General features: G+C 58.9%; 22 protein-coding genes. 5 read left to right on the forward strand and 17 right to left on the reverse strand.

The window, feature by feature from the left end; all coding sequences use genetic code 11:
* Positions 1 to 88: 88 nt before the first annotated feature.
* The 3 genes from M5B97_RS13020 to M5B97_RS13030 form a co-directional block, all read right to left on the reverse strand.
* Entirely contained in the window at positions 89 to 1,273 is a 1,185-nt protein-coding gene (locus M5B97_RS13020) for a sugar transporter (RefSeq protein ID WP_123718744.1), read from the reverse strand.
* Between the two features lie 123 nt (positions 1,274 to 1,396).
* A complete protein-coding gene (locus M5B97_RS13025; protein ID WP_123718188.1) occupies positions 1,397 to 1,756 on the reverse strand; it encodes a type 1 fimbrial protein in 360 nt (119 codons plus the stop codon).
* Between the two features lie 104 nt (positions 1,757 to 1,860).
* Positions 1,861 to 2,859, reverse strand: coding sequence for a bile acid:sodium symporter family protein (locus M5B97_RS13030; protein WP_123718189.1), 999 nt, complete (start codon positions 2,857 to 2,859; stop codon positions 1,861 to 1,863).
* Between the two features lie 85 nt (positions 2,860 to 2,944).
* On the opposite strand from M5B97_RS13030, the gene M5B97_RS13035 reads away from it, so the two are divergent.
* On the forward strand, positions 2,945 to 3,733 hold the full coding sequence (locus M5B97_RS13035; protein ID WP_123718190.1) for a helix-turn-helix transcriptional regulator: 789 nt from the start codon (positions 2,945 to 2,947) through the stop codon (positions 3,731 to 3,733).
* 77 nt (positions 3,734 to 3,810) lie between these two features.
* Here M5B97_RS13035 and M5B97_RS13040 read toward each other — a convergent pair whose 3' ends face one another.
* On the reverse strand, positions 3,811 to 4,812 hold the full coding sequence (locus M5B97_RS13040) for an ABC transporter substrate-binding protein (protein WP_248731659.1): 1,002 nt from the start codon (positions 4,810 to 4,812) through the stop codon (positions 3,811 to 3,813).
* A 167-nt stretch (positions 4,813 to 4,979) separates the two neighbouring features.
* On the opposite strand from M5B97_RS13040, the gene M5B97_RS13045 reads away from it, so the two are divergent.
* Complete coding sequence (locus M5B97_RS13045) at positions 4,980 to 5,408, forward strand: hypothetical protein (RefSeq protein ID WP_248731660.1); 429 nt, start codon at positions 4,980 to 4,982, stop codon at positions 5,406 to 5,408.
* A 668-nt stretch (positions 5,409 to 6,076) separates the two neighbouring features.
* Here the strand turns inward: M5B97_RS13045 and M5B97_RS13050 are convergent.
* From M5B97_RS13050 to M5B97_RS13075, 6 genes are all read right to left on the reverse strand, one after another.
* Entirely contained in the window at positions 6,077 to 7,819 is a 1,743-nt protein-coding gene (locus tag M5B97_RS13050; protein ID WP_248731661.1) for an ABC transporter substrate-binding protein, read from the reverse strand.
* A gap of 160 nt (positions 7,820 to 7,979) precedes the next feature.
* A complete protein-coding gene (locus M5B97_RS13055; RefSeq protein WP_123717732.1) occupies positions 7,980 to 8,252 on the reverse strand; it encodes a DUF2160 domain-containing protein in 273 nt (90 codons plus the stop codon).
* 10 nt (positions 8,253 to 8,262) lie between these two features.
* Positions 8,263 to 9,063 carry a carbohydrate ABC transporter permease gene (locus M5B97_RS13060; protein WP_003174634.1) on the reverse strand — a complete coding sequence of 267 codons (801 nt, stop codon included), beginning with the start codon at positions 9,061 to 9,063 and terminating at the stop codon, positions 8,263 to 8,265.
* A gap of 10 nt (positions 9,064 to 9,073) precedes the next feature.
* Entirely contained in the window at positions 9,074 to 9,940 is an 867-nt protein-coding gene (locus M5B97_RS13065) for a sugar ABC transporter permease (protein WP_123717733.1), read from the reverse strand.
* Positions 9,937 to 11,034: an ABC transporter ATP-binding protein gene (locus M5B97_RS13070; protein WP_248731662.1), complete on the reverse strand. Its 1,098-nt coding sequence runs from the start codon at positions 11,032 to 11,034 to the stop codon at positions 9,937 to 9,939. Before M5B97_RS13070 ends, M5B97_RS13065 begins: the two co-directional genes overlap by 4 nt.
* Entirely contained in the window at positions 11,034 to 12,128 is a 1,095-nt protein-coding gene (locus tag M5B97_RS13075) for an ABC transporter ATP-binding protein (RefSeq protein ID WP_248731663.1), read from the reverse strand. Before M5B97_RS13075 ends, M5B97_RS13070 begins: the two co-directional genes overlap by 1 nt.
* A 352-nt stretch (positions 12,129 to 12,480) precedes the next feature.
* On the opposite strand from M5B97_RS13075, the gene M5B97_RS13080 reads away from it, so the two are divergent.
* Positions 12,481 to 14,310, forward strand: a complete 1,830-nt coding sequence (locus tag M5B97_RS13080) for a sigma-54-dependent Fis family transcriptional regulator (protein ID WP_248731664.1) — start codon at positions 12,481 to 12,483, stop codon at positions 14,308 to 14,310.
* A gap of 63 nt (positions 14,311 to 14,373) precedes the next feature.
* On the opposite strand, the gene M5B97_RS13085 is transcribed toward M5B97_RS13080, so the two are convergent.
* The 7 genes from M5B97_RS13085 to M5B97_RS13120 all read right to left on the reverse strand — a co-directional run bounded on the left by M5B97_RS13085 (position 14,374) and on the right by M5B97_RS13120 (position 21,138).
* Positions 14,374 to 16,491 carry a TonB-dependent receptor gene (locus M5B97_RS13085; protein ID WP_248731665.1) on the reverse strand — a complete coding sequence of 706 codons (2,118 nt, stop codon included), beginning with the start codon at positions 16,489 to 16,491 and terminating at the stop codon, positions 14,374 to 14,376.
* 141 nt (positions 16,492 to 16,632) lie between these two features.
* The gene (locus M5B97_RS13090; protein ID WP_248731666.1) at positions 16,633 to 16,911 is read right to left on the reverse strand and encodes a hypothetical protein; all 279 of its coding nucleotides are present in this window, start codon (positions 16,909 to 16,911) and stop codon (positions 16,633 to 16,635) included.
* Positions 16,912 to 17,055: 144 nt separating this feature from the next.
* Entirely contained in the window at positions 17,056 to 17,796 is a 741-nt protein-coding gene (locus tag M5B97_RS13095; protein ID WP_248731667.1) for a hypothetical protein, read from the reverse strand.
* Positions 17,797 to 17,965: 169 nt separating this feature from the next.
* Complete coding sequence (locus M5B97_RS13100) at positions 17,966 to 18,817, reverse strand: DNA/RNA non-specific endonuclease (protein WP_134657632.1); 852 nt, start codon at positions 18,815 to 18,817, stop codon at positions 17,966 to 17,968.
* A gap of 505 nt (positions 18,818 to 19,322) precedes the next feature.
* A complete protein-coding gene (locus M5B97_RS13110; RefSeq protein WP_248731669.1) occupies positions 19,323 to 19,760 on the reverse strand; it encodes a hypothetical protein in 438 nt (145 codons plus the stop codon).
* Positions 19,761 to 19,957: 197 nt separating this feature from the next.
* Positions 19,958 to 20,116, reverse strand: a complete 159-nt coding sequence (locus M5B97_RS13115) for a hypothetical protein (RefSeq protein ID WP_167659630.1) — start codon at positions 20,114 to 20,116, stop codon at positions 19,958 to 19,960.
* An 833-nt stretch (positions 20,117 to 20,949) separates the two neighbouring features.
* Positions 20,950 to 21,138: a DUF1737 domain-containing protein gene (locus M5B97_RS13120; RefSeq protein WP_248731670.1), complete on the reverse strand. Its 189-nt coding sequence runs from the start codon at positions 21,136 to 21,138 to the stop codon at positions 20,950 to 20,952.
* A gap of 424 nt (positions 21,139 to 21,562) precedes the next feature.
* Between M5B97_RS13120 and M5B97_RS13125 the strand changes: the two genes are divergently transcribed.
* Both M5B97_RS13125 and M5B97_RS13130 read left to right on the forward strand, forming a co-directional pair.
* Complete coding sequence (locus M5B97_RS13125; protein ID WP_123717740.1) at positions 21,563 to 21,760, forward strand: hypothetical protein; 198 nt, start codon at positions 21,563 to 21,565, stop codon at positions 21,758 to 21,760.
* Positions 21,761 to 21,965: 205 nt separating this feature from the next.
* Positions 21,966 to 22,478: an acyloxyacyl hydrolase gene (locus tag M5B97_RS13130; protein WP_248731671.1), complete on the forward strand. Its 513-nt coding sequence runs from the start codon at positions 21,966 to 21,968 to the stop codon at positions 22,476 to 22,478.
* Positions 22,479 to 22,526 lie beyond the last annotated feature (48 nt).

Genomic DNA, 22,526 nt, shown 5'->3' on the forward strand with positions numbered 1-22,526 from the left:
ACGGGGCGCCTAGGATCAAGATCAAGATCTAAAGCAGATCAAGAACACGGCAGGCGGCGCATTCCCATGGATGGAATGATCGGTCGACTCAACTGGGCGTTACGCCCTGCCCGAAGCGTCGGATTGCCAGGCAGTACCCGATCAGCGCCACGGTCGCCAGCAGCCCGCCCGCCGCGCCGATCCAGGCGAAACCGAAGTGGCTGCCGACCCAACTGCCCATCAGGGCGCCGCCGCCGATGCCGATGTTGTAGATGCCCGAGAACATGGCCATGGCCACGTCGGTGGCGTCCGGTGCAAGCACCAGTACCTTGGACTGCATGGCCAGGCCGAAGCCCATGATTGCGATGCCCCAGAACACGCTCAGGCCGACGAGATAAGACTCTGCGCCACTCAACGGCAGCAGCAAGGCCAGGCATGCCGCCAGCAGGAATACCGCACCGACCACGAACAGATGGGGGTTGAAACGGTGCACCAGGCTGAACAGCAGTGAGCCAATGATGCCGGCGCCGCCGAACACCAGCAGGATCAAGGTGACAGCGTTACCGCTCATGCCCGCCACGCCTTCGACGAAGGGTTCAATGTAGCTGTAGGCGGTGAACTGCGCCGTCACCGTCATGGCGGTGAGCACGTAGAGCGCCACCAGCGCCGGGCGCTTGAACAGCAGCGGCAGGCTACGCAACGAGCCGGAGTTCTGGCTCGGCAACAACGGCAAGGTGCGCGCCAGCCAGAACACCAGGGCGGCCGCGAAAGCGCCGATGACCAGGAACGTGGTGCGCCAGCCCATGGCTTCACCGAGCAGGCGGCCCAGGGGAATGCCCAACACCATCGCCAGGGAAGTGCCGGTAGCGAGCAGGCCAAGGGCCTGCACCTGTTTGCCGGCCGGCGCCAGGCGTACCGCGAGGGACGCGGTGATCGACCAGAACAGTGCGTGGGACAAGGCGATGCCGACACGGCTGAGCATCAGGATGCCGAAGCTGGTGGCAACACTGGAGAGGATATGGCTGGCGATAAACAGGCCGAACAGCACGATAAGCAATTTGCGCCGTTCGACGTTGCGGGTCAGCAGCATCACCGGCAATGACGTCAATGACACGATCCAGGCATAGATGGTGAGCATCAGCCCCACGCTGGCGATGGGCATGTCGAAGCTGCTGCCGATGGCGCTGAGCAGCCCGACGGGGACGAATTCGGTGGTGTTGAATACAAAGGCGGCCAGCGCGAGGGCGATGACCGGTTGCCAGTTGGCTTGGGGGGTTGTGGCTGAAAGGCTCATGGAATGGCGCGGTACTCTGACGGTGATCAAGCGGTCACCCAGGACAAGCGCCGCCGCCGAGTATTCTATAGGTTTCTCGGCGGCCTGTTGACGTTGTTCCTGATCAAACAACCATCAGTTTCATCACGGCGCGGTCAGGGTGACGATGTAGGCCCCCGACTCAATTGGCTTTCCAAGGGCATCCACCAGCTGGTACCGCTGGTCGTAATAGCGCCCACTGCCGCTGTCGGCCACCAATTTGACATTGGCCACCGCATTGCCCAGTGCCTGTACGGTGCGCACGGGCTGCACATCGAACCGGCTCCCGCGCATGGCCTGTGGGCACCCATTGAGTGCCACTGTCGAGCCGCCCTGCGCAGTCGCTTTGCAACCGGGCTCGACGATACTGCCGTGAAATTGAATGACGCCTGAAGAGGCGGCCATACAAGCCCCCGCCCATACCGCAAGGAAGCCTGTAACCACTGACAAACGTATAACGTTCATGACGACGCCCCTTCTTGGTTGTTAAGAAGGTCATCGTCCGTTCGGACGCAGACTTGAGAAATTTCGTCGCTTTAAGAAATGCCTGATAGCCAGGCGGCATCACCTCAAGGGTCCACTTGCCCCATCAACTCCGGGATGCTTTCCGGCCGTCGGGCATAACGCTGTGCCAACGCCGCGCAGACCATCAACTGAATCTGGTGGAACAGCATCAACGGCAGGATCAGCACGCCCATGGTCGCCCCGGCGAACAACACCTGGGCCATCGGCACGCCCGTCGCCAAGCTCTTCTTCGAGCCGCAGAATAGGATGGTGATACGGTCTTCCTGGTTAAAGCCGAACGCCTTGCCCAGCAACGTAGACGCCACCAGCACCAAGCTCAGCAACACGCAGCACGCAACCACCAGGCCGCCCAGTTCCCACAGCGGGATCTGGTGCCAGATACCTTCATTGACCGCTTCGCTGAACGCGCCGTACACCACCAGCAGGATCGAACCCTGATCGACGAATTTGAGCCAGGATTTGTTGCGCCCTACCCACTCTCCGATCCAGCGGCGGGCAATCTGCCCGGCGATGAAGGGCAGCAGCAGTTGCACGCTGATTTTCAGGATGGCGTCGACGGTAGAGCCGCCCTCGCCGTGTACGTTGAGCAACAGCGTCACCAGCAACGGCGTGAGGAAGATACCGAACAGGCTCGACGCCGCTGCGCTGCAAATCGCCGCCGGAATATTGCCGCGCGCCAGCGAAGTAAAGGCAATCGCCGATTGCACCGTGGCCGGTAATGCGCAGAGGTACAGCATGCCCATGTACAGGTCTTTGCCGATCAGCGGCGACAGCAACGGTTTGAGCGCCAGGCCGAGCAACGGGAACAGCACGAAGGTCAGACTGAACACCAACAAGTGCAGGCGCCAATGGCCGGCGCCGGCGACGATGGCCTGGCGTGACAGTTTGGCGCCATGCAGGAAAAACAGCAGGGCGATGGCCAGGTTGGTCACCCAGCCGAACGCTACGGCAGTTTGCCCGGTGGCGGGCAGCAGCGAAGCGATGATCACCGTGGCTATCAGGGTCAGGGTGAAGTTGTCAGGTAGAAAACGTGGGCGGGTCATGAGCAAGTCGTCCAGGGGTTGCAAAACACGTCATCGCGACTCTAACGTAATGGCTTGTTACCGACTAACGCCAATGAGCCAGTAAATGCCGCCAAAAGGACACGATAAAACCGTGCGCCGCAGCGTACCCGGGCTGTCCAGCCTGCCTCGGCCGGTGTATGGGCGCACCGAATCGCTGCCCAACCGTGCATTGACGCGACGGCACAGCCACCCGTGGGTGCAGCTTTCCTACGCGATTTCCGGGGTGCTGGAAATCCAGACCAGTGCCGGCCGTTTCGTTGCACCGCCCCAGCGCGCCGTGTGGATTCCTGCGGGGGTACCGCACCGGGTGTTCAGTTCGCCGCATACCGAAATGCGCAGCTTATACCTGGATTGCAGCGTCACGACCTGGGCGGCCGAGCGTTGCCAGGTGCTGGAGGTGAGCAGTTTGTTACGCGAGTTGATTCGCAGCTTCAGCGAGCTGCCGGTGGAGTATGCCGAGGACGGGCCGGATGGACGTCTGGCCCAGGTGGTACTTGATCAGCTCGCCGCCGCCCCGCAGGTGGATTTGATGCTGCCCCTGCCCCATGACCCACGGCTGCGCCAGATCTACCGCAGTTTGAACCTGCACCCGGAGCAACAGACCACGCTGGGGCACTGGAGCGAAAAACTCGGCGTCAGCGAAAAGACCCTCAGCCGGTCGTTCCTGAGCGATACGGGGCTGACCTTTCGCGCCTGGCGCCAGCGCCTGCGACTGCTGAGTGCCCTGCCCGCCCTGGAACGAGGCGAGCGTGTAACGGATGTGGCGTTGAGTTGTGGGTATGAGTCGACGTCGGCGTTCATTGCTGCGTTTCGTCAGCAGTTTGATGCCACTCCAGGTGAGTTCTTTCGCTGACCTGGCTGGGGCCGCTTCGCGGCCCGACGGCAGCAAGCTGCCTCGCCACAATAACTGCGCCTCATCCCACAGGCCGGTCAGCTGCCGTTGCCGCCGTGGGCTTCTTCAAAGAAGTAGTCCTTCCAGCTCGCCGCCTTGTTTTTCAACACGCCCAGCGCCTGGAGTTTCTCGGCGTAGATAAAGGTGCGCTGGGGCACGATGGTGAAATCGATTTCCGGGTCCTGAACGATCTTCTCCACCAGATCCAACGGCAGCTTGGACTGTTCTACACGGATATAGGCCTTGGCGGCGGCGGGTTTGTCGGCCTTGATGATCTGCTCGGCCTCGGCCAGGGCGGCATAGAACGCCTTGTAGGTCTTGGGGTTTTCATCGTGAAATTTCTGCGTGGTGTAGAGCACGTTGAACGACGCCTGCCCACCCAGGATGTCGTAGGAACTGAGCACCTTGTGCACGTTGGGGTTCAACAATTCCTGATACTGGAACGGCGGGCTGGAGAAGTGCGAATTGATCTCTGAACCACCGGCGATCAGCGCAGCGGTTGCATCAGGGTGGGCCAGGCTGATGGAGATGTCGTCGAACTTCTTGTAGTTCGCATCGCCGAACTGCTTGGCGGTCTCGATCTGCAGGGTGCGCGACTGGAAACCTACACCGGCGGCCGGCACGGCGATGCGGTCTTTCTCGGTGAAATCCTTGAGGGTCTTCACGTTGGGATTGTTGGTCAGCAAATAATTGGGCATCGAACCGAGGGAAGCGATGGCCTTGACGTTCTGCTTGCCCTTGGTACGGTCCCACAGCGTGAGCATTGGCGGCACACCGGCCGAGACCACGTCCAAGGCACCGGCCAGCAGCGATTCATTCATCGCGGTGGCACCGGAAATGCTGTTCCATTCGACCTGGATGTCCAGGCCCTGCTCCTTGCCGTGTTTTTCAATCAGGTGCTGGTCGCGCACCACGTCGAGGATCAGGTAGCCGATGCCGAATTGCTGGGCAATGCTGATCTTGCCTTCGGCCTGGGCGCCGAGACTGATCAAGGCGCTCGCAGCAGCCAGTAGGGTCAGGGAGGAACGCTTGAGCGTCATGTAGGAATCTGCCGCGTTTTTAAGAAGGTGATGGAGCGTAGCGGCGATTTTTAAGACGGGAAAAGAATATCGGGATCTATTGTTATGCAAATAATCCCCAAAACCCTGCTCGGCTGGTATTGTTTCGCGCTTTGAAAAACAGCTGCATGCCTGCGAGGAAATCGACGTTGAACACTGACGAAAAAATGACCGGTGACCTGTTCGAGGTGGATAAGCGCCTGTCACTCAAACCCGTGGTGGACTTCAACGCCTATCTGCGCAGCGCATTCGGCGACGGCCCGTGCACCTGCGTTCGATGCACGGCGGCCAATGGCAATGAAACCGGCTACGCCTTCCAGCACACCTTCGATTTCGACGGCAAACCCACCCACCGTCGCTTCGCCGCCACGGCGGGTAGCGATGTGTTGCAAGTGTTGAAGAAGGCGTGGTTGTCGTACACCAAAGCTGAGTTGCCGCTCAGCGGCGTGTTGGCACTGGGCACGGTGAAGGAGTTTGTCGAGCCGCAACTGCACAAGCGCCTGGCGCCGCTGTTTTTGGCCAGTGGGCTGGTCAAGGAAGTGGAGGGAGCGTTGCAGGTTCAGCCGCAGGCGGCCTAAGGCCCGCCTGCGCGGCCGGGTCGCCCGCTGAATGTGGTTGCCGTTGATTTCTTGGATTTACCCATTGTGCAGAATGTTGAATCTTTCGAAATGCCGAAGGAAATAAAAAAAGTTCAGTCGTTACCAATTAAATATAAAAAACTGTCAGTTCTCACAGTACCGTGCACCCCTCACCGCCCATAACCTTAGGTCATTCACGTAGCACCTGCGTGAAGTCAACCAACTAACGTAAGGATAATCATCATGGGCGTTACCGTCGGCAATCAACACAACTTCATGTACCCCATCGTAGGTACGGGGGATGTAAAAATCATTAATATTGATCCCACCCTGAGTACCCCAACTATCAGCTTTTCGAAAGCCTCTCAACCGGGGTCCACGGTATTAATCAATCCATACAGTGGAGGGGGGGTTCATCAGCGATCGACTTAACCAACGTCACGGGTAAGGCTCCTGGCTCCATTATGTGGATGCAAACTCATGAACAGTATGAGCTGACTTTCAGTGGCGCGGCGGGCTGGGATCTCAAAGTCCACAATGCGAATGTCGGCCAAGTCAACGTTGCTCCGACATACACTAGGTGACACCGGCGACACACTCATCCATACGCTCCTCTCTAAGGGTAAAACGGCACGCAAGCGTGCCGTTTTACCGTCTTTGCCCAACCGTTACTTACGCGCCGCCTCCCACGACTTGAGCAGGTCGCTGTAAGCCACCGTTTCGCCTTTCGGTTTCTCGTTGGCCAGTTTCGGTTTCGGCGCGCCCGGCTGGTCGAACCAGTATTGCGCGTCGCGCTCGGGGTTCATTTTCGGACCGCACACCGGCTGCACCTTGGAGCGTTCCAGGCGCGTCATGATCGCGTCCTGTTCCTTGGCCAGGTTGTCGAGGGCTTGTTGCGGGGTTTTCTCGCCACTGGCGGCGGCCGCGATGTTGCTCCACCACAGTTGCGCCAGGCGTGGGTAGTCCGGCACGTTGGTGCCGGTCGGGGTCCACTCCACCCGCGCCGGACTGCGATAGAACTCCACCAGGCCACCGAGTTTCGGCGCCAGGTCGGTCATGGCCTGGGAGTTGATGTCAGACTCCCGAATCGGCGTAAGACCAACGATGGTTTTCTTCAGCGAGACGGTTTTCGAGGTCACGAACTGGGCGTAGAGCCAGGCCGCGAGTTTCTGTTTCTCCGGCGTCGACTTGAGGAAGGTCCAGGAACCTACGTCCTGATAACCCTTCTTCATCCCCTTCTCCCAGTAAGGCCCAACCGGCGATGGCGCCATGCGCCATTTCGGCGTGCCGTCGGCGTTTACCACCGGCAGGCCCGGCTTGGTCATGTCGGCGGTAAACGCGGTGTACCAGAAGATCTGCTGGGCGATGTTGCCCTGGGACGGCACCGGGCCCGATTCGGAGAAGGTCATGCCCGCCGCTTCCGGCGGCGCGTACGCTTTCATCCAGTCCACGTATTTTTGCGTGGCGAACACGGCGGCCGGGCCGTTGGTGTCGCCGCCACGGGTCACGCTGGAACCGACCGGATGGCAGTCCTCCACACGAATGCCCCACTCGTCCACCGGCAAGCCGTTGGGCAAGCCTTTGTCGCCGCCGCCGGCCATGGAAAACCAGGCATCAGTGAAGCGCCAGCCCAGGGACGGGTCTTTCTTGCCGTAGTCCATATGACCGTAGATGCGCTTGCCGTCGATTTCCTTGACGTCTTCGCTGAAGAATTTGGCAATGTCTTCATAGGCCGACCAGTTCACCGGCACGCCGAGGTCATAGCCGTATTTTTCCTTGAACTTGGCTTTCAACTCCGGACGCTCGAACCAGTCGGCGCGGAACCAATACAGGTTGGCAAATTGCTGGTCAGGCAACTGGTAGATCTTGCCGTCCGGTGCGGTGGTGAAGGAAAGGCCGATAAAATCCTTGATATCCAGGGTTGGCGAGGTGAAGTCCTTGCCTTCGTTGGCCATCAAATCGGTGATGGATTCGGTCTTGCCGTAGCGAAAGTGCGTACCGATCAAATCGGAATCGTTGACCCAGCCGTCGTAGATGTTCTTGTCGGACTGCATCTGGGTTTGCAGTTTCTCCACCACGTCGCCTTCCTGCAGCAGGTCATGGGTCAACTTGATGCCGGTGATTTCGCTGAACGCTTTGGCCAGCACCTTGGATTCATATTCGTGGGTGGTCAGGGTTTCCGACACCACGTTGATCTTCATCCCACGGAACGGTTCCGACGCCTTGATAAACCACTTCAACTCTTCGAGCTGCTGGGCGTCGGTGAGCGTGGACGGTTTGAACTCACTGCCGACCCATTTTTTCGCGGCATCTTCATACGCATCGGCCCACGCCGCAGCGCTCAAACCGCTGAGGGCCAGTACGGCGGCCAATGAAATGCTATGTCGCAGCTTATTGTTTTTATCGAACATAGAGACCTCCTGGTTATTTTCAAACGGGACTTGCGAACACAACATCTGCAGGAGCGAGCTTGCTTGCGAAAAACTCACAGACACCGCGGGCGACCTGAAGCACCGCGTTATCGTTGACGATCTTCGCGAGCAAGCTCGCTCCTAACAAGGTGCTGGGCCACTAGCCCCAACGCATCACGCACAACAGCCACACCAGGGACAGCGCGGTGGCCACCCAGATGCTCCAGCCGGTGACGCCGATTACCAGCAGATGCAGGTAGGCGCTGCCGAGAAGACCGATAAACAAGCGATCACCACGGGTGGTGCTGATCGGTAGAAAACCGCGCCGCGGGATACTTGGCGAGCGCAGCTCCCACGTGGTCATGCCCGCCAGCAACAGGGCAATCGCCGCGAAGAACAGTGCAGTGGGGGTGGTCCAGGCCATCCATTCCATGATCGACTCCTCAGACCCGGCCCAGGGCAAAGCCCTTGGCCACGTGGTTGCGAACAAACCAGATCACCAGCATGCCGGGCAGGATGGTCAACACCCCCGCCGCTGCCAGCACGCCCCAATCGATACCCGAAGCCGAGACCGTGCGGGTCATCACCGCCGCGATCGGCTTGGCGTTGACCGAGGTCAACGTGCGCGCCAGCAGCAGTTCGACCCAGGAAAACATGAAGCAGAAAAACGCCGTGACGCCAATGCCCGAACCAATCAGCGGGATAAAAATCTTCACAAAAAACTTGGGAAAGCTATAGCCGTCGATGTAGGCCGTTTCGTCGATTTCCTTGGGTACGCCGGACATGAATCCCTCCAGAATCCACACCGCCAACGGCACGTTGAACAAGCAATGGGCCAGGGCCACCGCAATATGCGTGTCGAACAGACCGATGGACGAATACAGCTGGAAAAACGGCAGCAAGAACACCGCCGGCGGCGCCATGCGATTGGTCAGCAACCAGAAGAACAGGTGCTTGTCACCGAGGAAGCGATAGCGCGAAAACGCGTAGGCCGCCGGCAACGCCACGCTCAAGGAGATCACCGTGTTCAGGCTCACGTAGTACAGCGAGTTGAGGTAGCCGGTGTACCAGCTCGGGTCGGTGAAAATGACCTTGTAGTTGGCCAGGGTGAAGTCCTGCGGAAACAGCGTCAGCCCACCGAGGATTTCGGTGTTGCTCTTGAAAGACATGTTCAACAGCCAATAGATCGGCACCAGCAGGAACAGGATGTAGATCAGCAGCGGAATAACCTTGCGCTTGCTCATGTTGGCGGCCTCAGCGGTTGGCGTCGGAATGGGTCATGGCGGTGTAGAACAGCCAGGACACCAACAGGATGATCAGGAAATACACCAGGGAAAACGCCGCAGCCGGGCCGAGGTCGAATTGGCCTACGGCCATCTGGGTTAGCGTCTGGCTCAGGAACGTGGTGGCATTACCCGGCCCGCCACCGGTGAGGACGAAGGGTTCGGTGTAGATCATGAAGCTGTCCATGAAGCGCAGCATCACGGCAATCAGCAGTACGCTTTTCATCTTCGGCAACTGGATATGCCGGAACACCGCCCAGGCCGATGCACGATCTATGCGTGCGGCCTGGTAGTAAACGTCCGGGATCGCACGTAACCCTGAGTAGCACAACAGCGCGACCAGTGAAGTCCAGTGCCAGACATCCATGACCAGCACGGTGACCCAGGCGTCCGCCGTGTTGGCCGCATAGTTGTAGCTGATGCCCATCGCGTTGAGGCTGGAACCGAGCAAGCCGATGTCGGCGCGGCCGAATATCTGCCAGATGGTGCCGACGACGTTCCATGGGATCAGCAGCGGAATGGCAAGGATGATCAGCACCAGCGACGACCAGCGGCCTTTGGTCGGCATGGTCAGGGCGATGGCGATGCCCAGCGGGATTTCGATCAGCAGCACACACGCCGAATAGATGAACTGGCGCAGCAATGAGTCGTGCAAACGGGGGTCGAGCAGCACCTGCTTGTACCAGTCGGCACCGACAAAGTAGCGGCTGGACTGGTCAAAGATGTCCTGCACCGAATAGTTGACCACGGTCATCATGGGGATCACCGCACTGAACGCCACCAGCAGGAACACCGGCAGCACCAGCCACCAGGCTTTGTTGTTCTGCACCTTGTTCATGGCTGCACCTCCAGCAGATAGTCATCGGCGTAGACCATCAACCATTGCGCGGGGAAGCTGATGGAGGCCTTGCCTACGGGCACCGGTTTGTCTTCTGCCAGACGTACCTTGAGCAGTGCGCCGTCGAGGTTGAGGGTCATGATCTTGTAGGTACCGAGGTCTTCGAGGTGAGAGACATCAGCCTGCAGCGCATCAGGGTTGTACTCGTCCCACACGTGGATGAATTCCGGACGAATCCCCACTTGCAGTTTCTTGTAGTCGGTATCGGCAATGCGTTGCTGCAACGCCTCGGCCAATGGCAGTAACGTCCCGGCGAAGCCCACACCGCCCGCCTCGGCCCGCACTTCGATCAGGTTCATCCCTGGGCTGCCGATGAAATAGCCGACAAAGGTGTGGCTGGGCCGCTCGAACAGCTCACGCGGGGTACCGAACTGCACGATCTGCCCGCCGTACATCACCGCAATCTTGTCGGCAAAGGTCGACGCCTCAAGTTGGTCGTGGGTGACGTAGACCATGGTGATATTGAACTGCTCGTGAATCTGCTTGAGTTTGCGCCGCAGTTTCCATTTGAGGTGTGGGTCGATCACCGTCAACGGCTCGTCAAACAGGATCGCCGACACATCGTCGCGCACCAGGCCCCGGCCCATGGAGACTTTCTGCTTTTCGTCGGCGCTGAGGTTGCGGGCTTTTTTGCTCAGCAGGTTTTGCAAGTCGAGAACTTCGGCAATTTCCTGCACTTTGCTGTGAACTTTCGCCTCGGCCATGCCCTGGTTGCGCAGCGGAAACGCAAGGTTGTCGAACACCGTCATGGTGTCGTACACCACCGGGAACTGGAACACCTGGGCAATGTTGCGTTTTTCCGGGGTAAGGTGATTGACCACTTGGCCGTCAAACAGCACTTGGCCTTCAGACGGGCTGAGCAAGCCGGAGATGATATTGAGCAAGGTCGACTTGCCGCAGCCTGACGGTCCCAGCAACGCGTAGGCACCACCCTGCTCCCATACGTGGTCCATTTCCCGAATGGCGTAATCCTCTGGGCCACTCGGCGTAGGGTTGTAGCTATGGGCAAGGCTCTGCAAGTGGATCTCGGCCATCAGGCAACCCTCGCGATACGACGCCCGGGCGCCTGGAGCAGGCGTCCCTGGCCATCGAATACAAACAACTTATGGGTGGGGATATACACGCGGATCGGCGCGTCGACATCGTACTCATGCACCCCCGGCAGGTGCAGCACCAGCAGGAAGTGTTCGCTGCGCACATGCAGGAAGGTTTCCGAGCCACTGATCTCCGCGACTTCCACAGTCACTGCCAGTTCCAGGTCATCGTCGTTGCTCGGCACCAGGCTGATATGGCTGGGACGCACGCCAAACCGGAACTCGCCTTCACCGAGATCGCGCAGGTCGACGTTCAGCGGGAAGTGCACAAAATGGGCGAAGCTCACCTCGTTGCCGCTGATGCGCCCGGGCATCAGGTTGATCGGCGGTTCGGAAAACAGCTCGGCGGCCAGCACCGTGTGCGGCTGGTGATACACCTCGGCCGCCTTGCCGCTCTGGATCACCCGGCCTTCGTGAAGAATGGTGGTGGTGCCACCCAAGGCCAGGGCTTCGTTGGGCTCGGTGGTGGCGTAAATGGCGATGGTGTGGCGCGCCTTGAACAATTCGCGCATCTCCTGGCGCAGTTCTTCACGCAGTTTGTAGTCCAGGTTCACCAGCGGCTCATCGAACAGGATCAACTCGGCGTCTTTCACCAAGGCGCGAGCCATGGCCGTGCGCTGCTGCTGGCCACCCGACAGCTCCAGCGGGTGGCGTTGCAGGAACTTTTCGATGCGCAACATCCTGGCGGTTTCCAGCACTTTGCTTTGGATCACATCGTGCGCAATCCCCGCTTGGCGCAACGGCGAAGCGATGTTTTCGAATACGGTCATGGTCGGGTAGTTGATGAACTGCTGGTACACCATCGACACGTTGCGCAAGCGCACCGGCTGGTGGGTGACGTCCACGCCGTTCATCAGGATGCGGCCGCTGTCGGGCTTGTCCAGGCCGGCCATCAAGCGCATCAGGCTGGTTTTGCCGGAGAGTGTGCGGCCGAGCAATACATTGAACGAGCCGGCTTCGAAGCGCAGGTTGGCGTCGTCGATCCAGGTCTGGCCTTCGACGACGCGGGACACATGTTCCAGGGTCAATGACATGACGCGCCCTTTCTTATTATTGGAATGAATCTGTCCGGCTGTCAGAGCGAGATTCGTGCCAGAACGCCAATCGCTTGATGTGCAAGGAAAAGAGCAAAACAGCCTGTTGAGGGTTGAACACAAATGAACAACCCGGGGTTGACAATGAACAGTACTGAACAACACTCTTCGGACTCGATTGAGCAGACAACACCGGCCAATTCCGGAGTGGGCTTGCTCCCGATGGCAACGCGTCAGTCAATTCATGTGGGGCTGTTCCACCGTAATCGGGAGCAAGCCCAGTCGCACCCTTTGATTCGGTTCAACCGTTAGATCGTGCAAGATCCCATAACAATAAAAAGAAGGTCGCCCCATGGCCGAACCCTTGGCTCACGACACGCTTATCCAGGAGTCCTGGCGCCGTTGCCGCGCCTTCGGCCTGGATCACCAGAGCACGCCCAGCTTCGACCTGCTGCCCGCCGAGGGCATCAGCCAACTGCTGGAAAGCCAGCACTCTCTGGTGCAGACCACCCACCAGGAAGTACTGCCCTATTACGAAAACATCCTCAGTAACTCCAACTGCCTGATCATGCTGGCCGACAATCAGGGCCAGGTCCTGACGTCATGGGGCACCCAGCGCTTCATCACGCCGAAGCTGGCGCGTGGGTTCAACCTCGGTGCCAGTTGGCGGGAAAGCGCCACCGGCACCAACGCCATCGGCACCGCGCTGGCCTGTGCCGAGGCGGTGCATATCGAGCACGACGAGCATTTCCTCAAGGCCAACCGCTTCATGACCGGCTCGGCCGCGCCGATCTTCGATGCCCAGCGTGAAATCATCGCGGTGCTGGATGTGTCCAGTGACAGCTACCTGCCCCCCTCCCACACCCTTGGCATGGTCAAGATGATGAGCCAGACCGTGGAGAACCGGCTGATCCTCAACCTGTTTCGTGGCGAACATTTCCAGCTGACCTTCAACACCGGCCTGAACAACCTCGACAGCCAATGGGCCGGCCTGCTGATCTTTGACGAAAGCGGCCAGGTGCTGTCCGCCAACCGCCGCGCGGATAATTTGCTGGGCATCAGTTTGTCGCGAGTGATGATCGACAGTTTGTTCAAAGTGTCGTTGCTGGAGTTGTTGAACCAACCGGAGGGGCTGCCGTTTTCGCTCCAGGCCGCGGGACGCAATCGGTTCCAATGCGTATTGAAACGACCGAAGAAAACCCCGGTACAGGCGCGGTTCTTCAATGCTCCCACGCCCAGTGAAGCTGTACCGGCAAAATCCACCGTGATCGGCCTCAAGGCCCTGCACTTCGGCGATAGCCGTGTGGAGAAGGCGGTGCGCCAGGCCGAGCGCCTGCTGGAGAAAGATATTCCGCTGCTGATCCATGGCGAAACCGGCGTGGGCAAGGAGGTGTTTGTCAAAGCCCTGCACCTGGCCAGTTCCCGTAGCCGGCAGGCCTTCATCGCGGTGAATTGTGCGGCGATTCCCGCGGAACTGGTGGAGTCGGAGCTGTTCGGTTATGAAAAAGGTGCCTTCACCGGCGCCAACCAAAAAGGCAGCATTGGCCTGATCCGCAAGGCCGACAAGGGCACGTTGTTCCTCGACGAGATCGGCGATATGCCGTTGCCGACTCAAGCCCGCTTGTTGCGGGTGCTGCAGGAGCGCTGCGTGCAACCGGTGGGCAGCAGCGAGCTGTTCCCGGTGGATTTACGCATCATCTCGGCGACTAATCGCGTGTTGAGAGAGTGGGTGCAGGCCGGTCGGTTTCGTGAGGACTTGTACTACCGCATTGGCGGCCTGGCCCTGGAATTGCCACCCCTGCGCGAGCGCGCCGACAAGCAGGCTCTGTTCCAGCAACTCTGGCAACAACACCGCGAACCCACCCAGCGCGCCGGTTTGAGCGCTGAAGTACTGAGGTTGTTCGAACAGCACCCATGGCCGGGCAACTTGCGCCAGGCAAGCAGTGTGCTGCAGGTCGCGTTGGCGATGGCCGAAGACCAGCCGGTTCGTCCTGAACACCTGCCGGATGACTTTTTCGTCGACCTGAAAAGCGCTGCGCCGCTACCCCATGAATACCTGAGTGACGACCTCGACCTGACGCAACGTTTGAAGGCGGTGGGCGGGAATATTTCCCACCTGGCGCGGGAACTGGGCGTCAGTCGCAATACCCTGTACAAGCGCCTGCGCCAGAACGACGGCTGAGCCGGCGCGGCTTGACTGCCTGCACCTGCGCGCAACAGCCCTCCTTATTCGCGCCTCAGCAGTTCAACGCCAGCTCCATGACACGCCGGTGTAGATGCCGCGGCCATCGGCCGGTGTAGACCGCGCCATATCCATGCCTTTGTCGTCGTACCCCGGGGTGACGGTATTGGCAAAGCGACGATTGGTCAGGTTGCGCAAGTCGACCCAAGCCTGCCAATCCTGCTTGGGCGCGTCGTAGCCGAAGGTGGCACCCAGTGTGGTGTAAGCCGCGGCATAGTAGGAATTGGCGTAGTCCACCGCCACCCGCGACGCGTGTTCGGTATTGAGGCTGGTGTAGAACCCCGTCGGATGGCTGTAGCGCAGTTGCGCCTGGTAGTAGTGCTTGGGGATACCGGGCAAGGTGTTGCCACCGAAACGGTCGTCGTCGCGGTAGTGGAAGTCGCTGAAGGTGTAGGCCTGACGCAGGGCGAGCTGGCCCGCGCGCCCACCGTCCCACAACGCACTGAGCAGGCTCAGTTCCACGCCCTGGTGAATCGTGGGGCTGGCGTTGTTTTCGGCGGTGATGGCATTGGTGGTAGCGGTCTGCGCCCGGGTTTCCACCGTGAGCAGTTCGTGGCGCACTTCGGAACGGTACAGCGCCAGGTCCCACTGACCGAACCATTGCTCGCCACGGCCGCCGACTTCCAGGGTGGTGGCGGTCTGGTTTTTCAGGCTCACGCCTTCGCGCTGCAAGCCGGTGGCCGCGCCACTGCCTTTAGGAAAGTATTTGTTGGAACCCCAAATCATCGACCACGCATGCGGCGGCTCCACCGAACGGCTCAGGTTGCCGTATACCTGCAATTGCGGGGAGAAGTCATAACGCAGGCCGATACGCGGCGCGTAGTCCCAATCGTGCTGGCTGAGCGGTGCCTGCCCTTCGGGGTAGGTGACCTGGGTTTCGCGCCGCGTGTAGATCGCCGCCAGGCCGGTGGTCAGCCACAGATCGGGGACCAGTTCCAGGTCATTGCCGATATGCAGCACCGTGTCGGAGCCCAGGTAGCTGTAGTCGCGGGTCTTGGTGCCGGGCGCGTAGCCGGCGGTATTCCCGGCAGGCGTGCGTACAAATTCCGAGGCCCCGTTGTTGGGCATCGCCTGGGTGGTGCGCAGGCCGAGGGTGGTTTTGCTGTCGTGGCCGAACAGCGTGTCCTGGCGGATATAGTTGAGGGTACTGCTGATATCGGTGTAGGCAACTTTCAGGCGGTTGGTGCCTTCGCGCAGGTCCATCGGGTAGTCGTGGTAGGCCAGGCCGGCCTCGACCCGGGAATTGTCGTTCAACTGCAAGGTGGTCTTGTTCGCGATCCAGGTGGAGCCCGGTTGCAAACGCTTGGAATCACGGGCGGCGTTGAGGCTGTTGGCCGCCTGCGGGTCGTGGCTGATCTGGGCGCGGGTGAGTTTGCCCGGAGTGTCGTTGGTGGTTTCGCGGTAGCGGAAATAGAAGCGGGTTTCCAGGTCCGGGTTGAAGCGGTAGCCGAAGTTGGCGGCGACGCCCTTGCCGGTGCCTGCACTCTGGTGCTGGTAGCCGTCGGACTCCGAATCCGTGAGGCTGATGTAGTAATCCGCAGCCCCCAGAACCTGGCCCGAACTGATTTCACGCTGGGCGTAGCCACGACTGCCCGCTTCATAGCGCACCTGCAGCTTGGGCGCGTCGTAGCCGGTGCGGGTGATGTAGTTGACCGAACCACCGAGAGCCAGTGCGCCTTGATCAAACCCATTGGCGCCCCGCAACACCTCGACCCGGCTCTGCCACAACGGGTCCTTGAGTTCGTAGGGTGTGCCGCCAGGGCCCGTCAGTGGCAAACCATCGAGCATTTCATAAAGACCGGAAGCGTGGGCGCCAGGGCTGCGGTTCAGGCCCGAACCGCGAATGGACAGCTTCACGCCTTCGTTATTCGCCGCCTTGGCGTACACCCCGGCCTGATATTTGAACACGTCTTCGTTGGTACTGACCCGGCCCTGTTGCACATTGTCCATGTCGATGAAATTGGTGCCACCGGGTACATTCTTGAGCTCGGCCTGAGCCACTTCGCCGGCGCTGGCTTCATTGCTGGTGACTTCGACCGGCGCCAATTGCACCTCTTCGGCGTGCGCGATTGAACTGAAGGCCAGGGCGGCAAAAAGCAGTGGAGGTTGTCGCAACAACATGGGCGGGTCCTTGGAATGCAGGGGCATGAAAGGCCGTGGCCATCACGCGAACAGTGATGGGAAGGCGGGTGGCTCCCTGAGGTCACGTCTGATTAATGCGCCGCCCCCTTCCCTGATCAAGGCCGCAGAGAACCGACGGTTTTACTGCCCTTGAGCAGCAGGGGACGCCAGCGCCATCATCAGCTCATCCGCCTCCGATCCCAGTGGAAACCTGAACCCCTGCATTTCATCTTCGGACAGAATTTCGGCGAGGGTGTCGCGTAATTGCGCTTCAGTCGGCGAGTCCCGCAGCAACTTGTGCGCGGCCAATAACACACTCGCGCAAACCCCTTGGACACTCGCGGCGTCGATAACGGCAAAGAGGATAAATCGCAGGCGAATCTCGCGATCAGTAGGCCAAACCGTTTTTTGCTTACCCAAAGCACGCACTCGTTTTTAAGAAAAGTCCGAGGCTATGGCCGACGGGGGCGGCGTTTCAAGGGAAGGGGCAGCGGATCGTCCGATTCCTACGCAGGAAAAGGAAACACCGCACTGTCGGATCGATACATGCTGCGACCGTGCCGGTTACTGCACCGGCAAGAAATTCATCAGCAACAGACTTTGTGCGTAATTGAGCCCGACGCGCCGGTAACGCTCATCGAGCATTTGGGTCAGCAGGTCCAGGCGCGCAACAATCTTGCCGAACTCAACGGCGAAACTGAGGTTGCTGCCCTCCTCCGATATTTCATTGGAAAACAGCAGCAAAACGCCATTGGCATCCTGGCGCTGCCCAAGCAGCCAGGTGGCCTTCTCGATGTTACGCGCGGCATTGCTGACAAACTGCGGGTTGATCGAGTCGGTCATATAAAACTGGGTGCGGCCACCATGGGCGGTCACGAGCATGCTGCCGATCGCATAGATGAACGCGCCAACCCGGTCACCGCGAAATTCCGGGCTCAACGAATAGCTCAACGCAGCCAGGTCACGGCGCGTGCCCAATGCCGGCAAAGGTTGTTGGTTTTCGATGGCCTGGCGAATTTCCCGCGCAGCAGTCACCGCATCCGGATAACCCGATTGGCGCCACTGGTTGGGGTTACGCAGATAGAGCTTGTTCATCAGTAGATAGAGGCTTTGCAGGTTGTCGCGCATGCCCAGCGTCGCCATGCGATCAACACTGGTCTGAAAGAACTCATCGGGCTTGCCATTGCTGAACTGCCTGGCGATATCGCGCCCCTGTTGCTGGCCGCAACCGGTCGCGCACAGCATCCACACCGTTGCGAGCAGCAGCGGCCAATGGGTGATAAAAACAGTGAGCGATCGATCCATCGGTACCGGGTCAGGTTCTGCAGGCAACGCACCGAATGCGCGTCGCCGGGACAGTGATAGATCAGGAAAATGCAAAAAAGTGCAGCGCAAAGCGGTACCGAGGCTCAAGTTCCGCTGTGCTCATACCGTTGAACAGGCTGCCGGCCTCGGCAGCCTGTCAGGCCACACCTCAGGTCGCTTTGCATCCGATGCGGGCAGGCAACTGACCCTGCCTGGACTTCAAAGCGGCTTGAACCGGTTGCGGCAAGTTGCTCCAGAACGTGAGCCCGGATCGCTCCTCGATCTGGTTCACGGTCACCTGATAATCACAAAAAGCCGCGCCCTTCGGGGTTTCCTGATTCATCACGAACGAGGCATAAACACCGTCCTGCGGCGAACTGCCGACGAAGATGATTTTCCAGTAGCCGCTTGGGATGGTGTGGACCTTGTTCGTGCCGGGAAGCGTGCCGACAAAGTGTTCGTACAGCGGCCCGGTGACAACGTACACCTGATCCACGCCGGCCTCTTTGGCGAGGTTTCTCTCCTGGTCTTCCAGGCGCGCCCACGGCCCCTGGTTCAGATCAGACTTCTGCGGGGTAATGTTCGACAGGTAGTTGAGGGTTGGCCAGTCCGCCACACCAGCCATTGACGCCAGGTTGGCCTGATGGCCGCGATCGACCTTGAGCGCGACATTGGCGCCGTTGTAATCCACGGGGTCGAGGGTTTCTCCGGCCGGAATATCCGGGTCCGTCGCCCAGTTGCGCGCCCGCCCGCTCGCCGGTGTGTTCTTGGTGATTCGGTACGATACCCAGTTCGCGAACTTGGTCGAACCGTTGTTGTTCAGGGTATATGCCTGACGATTCAACGTCAGAGGACTGCCGCCGGTAGGGCAGCCTACGCCACAGTTATCGAACGCCGGCGCCTGTCCCGGCATCACCTGGGTGGCAACCGCAGACTCGTGTGTTCTATCGGTGGTGGTACAGGCGGCAACAAGCGGGATCAACAAAAACGCCAGGTGTTTGAACTTCATACTTCCTTGCATGGTGTAGCTCCTTGTGGGTGAAGCAATCGTACCGATCATTCGGAAATCAGCTACAACGGTTCCTCCGTTGTCTGACGTGAGCATTCAACCACAAGAACGTTTCAATGTGAGGGCTGTGATTGCCTCAAGGACAGGTGTCGATCAATGGTGCGCAGGAAATGGCAGCCTGTAGCGCTACAGGCCGCCCTTGGATGTTGAGTCGTCAGTCATCCCGATCGTCGTGATCACGGTGGTAATTGCGGTCATACCTACGATCATCGTAGCGACGGCCTCGCCCTTGATCGTTGTCATCGCCCTGGTCGTAGTACCTGCGGTCATGATCGTAGTGCCTGTAATGATCACGACCGTACAGTCCTCCGTCATCCCAGAGAGGTACACAACCACCCAGCAAGAGAAGGCCGGTGGTGGCCAAAAGTATTGCTGCTGCGCGTTTCATTCTGAATGTCCTGAAAGCTGGATACGTATGCCCCACCCAATCTGCGGCCTGGCATTTCGCGAACAGCATTTAGTGGGAGGTTGAGATGCCGGCCTTGCTCAATCCCTTGGCGTTGTGATCCCCCGGCGTAGTCGCCGAGATCGCCGTCGCCTTCGATAGCCCTTGGGTTGTTTTAGCGTGCGCTACGCCTGAAGTGGCAAGCCCATGGCCCTGATCATTTTTGAGACCACGGCCAACGTGATTGCCACTCACGCCATGATCTCGAACACCCTTGGCGTCATGGTCGATTTCGTGACCTTCAGCGAGACCTTTACCCGCAGAACCCGCCGAGTGACCAGCACCTGCATGGCCGCCCCCACCGCCGCCATTGCCACCGCCACCGTGCCCGCCACCGTCTTTCGCATAGGCAGAAGCCACGACAGACAGTCCCGCAGGCAGCAAAGGCGCAGCGGCAAACATCATTGCGCACGACACAACGGCAGCTAAGGATTTCTTTTTAAAGCGCATGGAGGTATCCATCGGGCGGGGTTGAACTGCATGTCACATCTGACACAGTTCGTTACATTCGGTTCAACGCAGGCGACAAATGGATACGCCGCAATCAGCTAGGACAATCAGGTAGGGTCTGGGCGCTCAATGGCAGTTTTTTAACGTAAAAAGCCAGTCATTGATGACTGGCTCATTAGAAGACGCGGAGTGGCAATTTATGTCGAGCGACCCTCGCCACGATTTTGTTGTTTTTTTACGCCTTTTCCGCTCTTTCGTTCGTATTGATGGTGAATAAACCAGGCGACCAAAAGCAGGCCAGCCAGGGAAAATATGAACAGCAACAGCTCTATTGCAAGACCTTCGTGTGAAAACATCTTTCGTTCCTCATCCTGAAGTCGCACGACCTTGAATGGGTCGAACCCGAAATTATTCGTAACAATTCAAACATTCTCAGGGTAGACGGCAAAAGCGGGTGTGGCAACCCTGAATTGCCTCGTAACTCTTGATCTAGACGGGTTGACGCTCCATCCACTGCTGTGCCAAGGGCACTTCTCAACAAGATCGGGCTGCCAGATAGCGGAGCGTGGGCGCTTGAGCAGGCTGTGGGAAGAGCATTGCCCGGCTAGCCTCGGTCAGGACGAAGCCTGGAAGATGATGGGGTTGACCCGAGCGCTGTCTGGATTTGCGGCGGCGGTCTATTTGAACTTGGGCATACGGCTGAGGATGGCTTCGAGCAGATAGAAGGCGCCGCCGAGATCCTCGGCAGCGAGTTTGAAGCGGCACGCCACAGGCTGTCGTGCGGAACAGTCCTGGCGCGCGACACCTGACCGCAGCCATTCACTTACCACTGACACTACAGCCTAACCCAACCCTCTACATGCCTGGCGGTGCGCGATAGAAAGAGCTCGCCCAGGCCAGAAGCAAATCCCCCGGTTAAGGCTGCTGTAAGATCTGGCTGGGCGAGGCGCAGGACCATAACCAAGGCCTCAATCGAAATATGTAGGAATTTTCCTAAGATTCACAAATAAAACCGCCCAGAGTGCTGTCGCAAAACCCCATCTTGAAGCTCCTAAACCCCTACGCAGCTGTCAAATCCGCATGTCGTGGCCTCGTTGGCTTGGTGGGACTGCAGCACTTTTTTTGTGTTGGGGGGGGGGCAGATGCAAAAAACCCAGCGCGGGGCTGGGTTTCTTGTGTGCAGGCACGACTACTCGGTAGGACTCCAAATCAATGCCTGCGCCACTACAACGTATTCGCCGTTGAAGGTTGCAGCTGGCGAGCCATAAAGCTGGTAACCCAGCGCGAGGGCTTCAGATACTCGATGACAAAAGGATGCGTCATCCTTGCCTGTCAGTATCCGGTAAATGGGTAAACCTTCGGGAGGTGTGTTCTTCATTGGAGCGCCTACTGGAGTAGTTAAAAAAAGCACGCGGCTATCTGGAAATGCCTCCTCAAGCGTGAGTGACTGTAGCACCGAGGACCAGATGCAAAAAGCCCGGACAGAAGCCGAAAACAAATCCAGCGTTGAAGACTAAACAGAGGAAAACTCCGCTCGTCAAGCGAGCCGCGATGCAGGCGCTGTCCTGGGACGTTCTCAATGCTGATGGCACCGTTGCGTAAGTGCCACGAAAGAAGGAGCCTTGCGTCAAAGCCGGGCTTTCCAGAAATACAGCGCGGCTTAAGTCGCGCCCCCATTCCAAGTCCTCGCCACTGTGCGGGCTTTTTGCTTTCCACCGTTCGTCCAGTGTGCGGCACTCGCTGACACTTGCCGACTCCCATCTTCAAGCGCGGATATCCTGTGCGTTAGACGGAGAGCCAGCATGGAAATCAATGAGAACGCCCCGGGCAATATTTCACAGCAGGAAGTAACGCGCGGCACGGACAATGAGACAGGGCACGATCCGAAGAGCGACGGGGATGGTATCCCGTTGCCTCCCGACGATGACGCGCCTCTCGAAGAGGACATGTCGGATGTAGACGCCGCTGATTCAGTGGCAAGCGAGCATCCCGATAACTGAAAACTTGTATTGCATCGAACCCGGCCAGTGCGCCGGGTTTTTTATGGGATGGGATTGTGCGGGCTTGCGAAGAGTAGATGTATTTGGCCAAACCAGGTTTGAAAAATGACCGGTTGAAAATTTATGGAACGATTCGGAAGCCGCTTGCCTCTGACGGTCTCCAAAATCCGTAATTACCTGATTTTCAATACTTATTGGTCATAAAATGAAGAAAATAGTACTCGCTGCTCTCCTGCTTTCTTGTGCATCGTTGAATGTATGCGCTACTGAAATTTCCGGCGCTATTGGTGCGACGAGTCAGAGTGGTTTGACTGCCCGGGCGGCGCTGGGTTTTGGCTGGGATAAGGCTTGGTTGCAAAGCTCGACAGGCAAGCTGACCGGTTATTGGGATCTGGGGTACACGTACTGGGAATCGGGCAAAGAGGCCGATGCCCGTCATTCTGTTTCCTTCTCGCCCGTTTTCGTTTATGAGTTTGGCCAGGGCGAAATCAAGCCATTCATCGAAGCGGGTGTCGGTGTCGCAATGTTTTCCGGCACTACCGCTGGTGACCAGAAATTTGGATCGTCCTTCAACTTTGAAGACCGGATCGGCGCTGGCTTGAAGTTTGGCGATACGCAACGGGTTGGTATCCGCGCGACTCACTATTCAAATGCAGGCATCAAACAGCCAAATGATGGCATCGAGTCTTACGCCCTTTTCTACAGCCATTCGATTTAAATAGCCCAAAGAAACCCGGCCTAGCGCCGGGTTTTTGCCCGGAGTTCG

This window comes from Pseudomonas sp. MWU13-2517 (assembly GCF_023242545.1).
Taxonomy (GTDB): domain Bacteria; phylum Pseudomonadota; class Gammaproteobacteria; order Pseudomonadales; family Pseudomonadaceae; genus Aquipseudomonas.

Coding starts and splice junctions, on each gene's coding strand:
- M5B97_RS13080 (WP_248731664.1), top strand. CDS start 12,481: ATGGCCGAACCCTTGGCTCACGACACGCTTATCCAGGAGTCCTGGCGC.
- M5B97_RS13110 (WP_248731669.1), bottom strand. CDS start 19,760: ATGCGCTTTAAAAAGAAATCCTTAGCTGCCGTTGTGTCGTGCGCAATG.
- M5B97_RS13075 (WP_248731663.1), bottom strand. CDS start 12,128: ATGTCATTGACCCTGGAACATGTGTCCCGCGTCGTCGAAGGCCAGACC.
- M5B97_RS13125 (WP_123717740.1), top strand. CDS start 21,563: ATGGAAATCAATGAGAACGCCCCGGGCAATATTTCACAGCAGGAAGTA.
- M5B97_RS13020 (WP_123718744.1), bottom strand. CDS start 1,273: ATGAGCCTTTCAGCCACAACCCCCCAAGCCAACTGGCAACCGGTCATC.
- M5B97_RS13130 (WP_248731671.1), top strand. CDS start 21,966: ATGAAGAAAATAGTACTCGCTGCTCTCCTGCTTTCTTGTGCATCGTTG.
- M5B97_RS13025 (WP_123718188.1), bottom strand. CDS start 1,756: ATGAACGTTATACGTTTGTCAGTGGTTACAGGCTTCCTTGCGGTATGG.
- M5B97_RS13115 (WP_167659630.1), bottom strand. CDS start 20,116: ATGTTTTCACACGAAGGTCTTGCAATAGAGCTGTTGCTGTTCATATTT.
- M5B97_RS13085 (WP_248731665.1), bottom strand. CDS start 16,491: ATGTTGTTGCGACAACCTCCACTGCTTTTTGCCGCCCTGGCCTTCAGT.
- M5B97_RS13035 (WP_123718190.1), top strand. CDS start 2,945: ATGCCGCCAAAAGGACACGATAAAACCGTGCGCCGCAGCGTACCCGGG.
- M5B97_RS13100 (WP_134657632.1), bottom strand. CDS start 18,817: ATGCAAGGAAGTATGAAGTTCAAACACCTGGCGTTTTTGTTGATCCCG.
- M5B97_RS13065 (WP_123717733.1), bottom strand. CDS start 9,940: ATGAACAAGGTGCAGAACAACAAAGCCTGGTGGCTGGTGCTGCCGGTG.
- M5B97_RS13120 (WP_248731670.1), bottom strand. CDS start 21,138: ATGAAGAACACACCTCCCGAAGGTTTACCCATTTACCGGATACTGACA.
- M5B97_RS13070 (WP_248731662.1), bottom strand. CDS start 11,034: ATGGCCGAGATCCACTTGCAGAGCCTTGCCCATAGCTACAACCCTACG.
- M5B97_RS13055 (WP_123717732.1), bottom strand. CDS start 8,252: ATGGAATGGATGGCCTGGACCACCCCCACTGCACTGTTCTTCGCGGCG.
- M5B97_RS13030 (WP_123718189.1), bottom strand. CDS start 2,859: ATGACCCGCCCACGTTTTCTACCTGACAACTTCACCCTGACCCTGATA.
- M5B97_RS13095 (WP_248731667.1), bottom strand. CDS start 17,796: ATGGATCGATCGCTCACTGTTTTTATCACCCATTGGCCGCTGCTGCTC.
- M5B97_RS13040 (WP_248731659.1), bottom strand. CDS start 4,812: ATGACGCTCAAGCGTTCCTCCCTGACCCTACTGGCTGCTGCGAGCGCC.
- M5B97_RS13060 (WP_003174634.1), bottom strand. CDS start 9,063: ATGAGCAAGCGCAAGGTTATTCCGCTGCTGATCTACATCCTGTTCCTG.
- M5B97_RS13050 (WP_248731661.1), bottom strand. CDS start 7,819: ATGTTCGATAAAAACAATAAGCTGCGACATAGCATTTCATTGGCCGCC.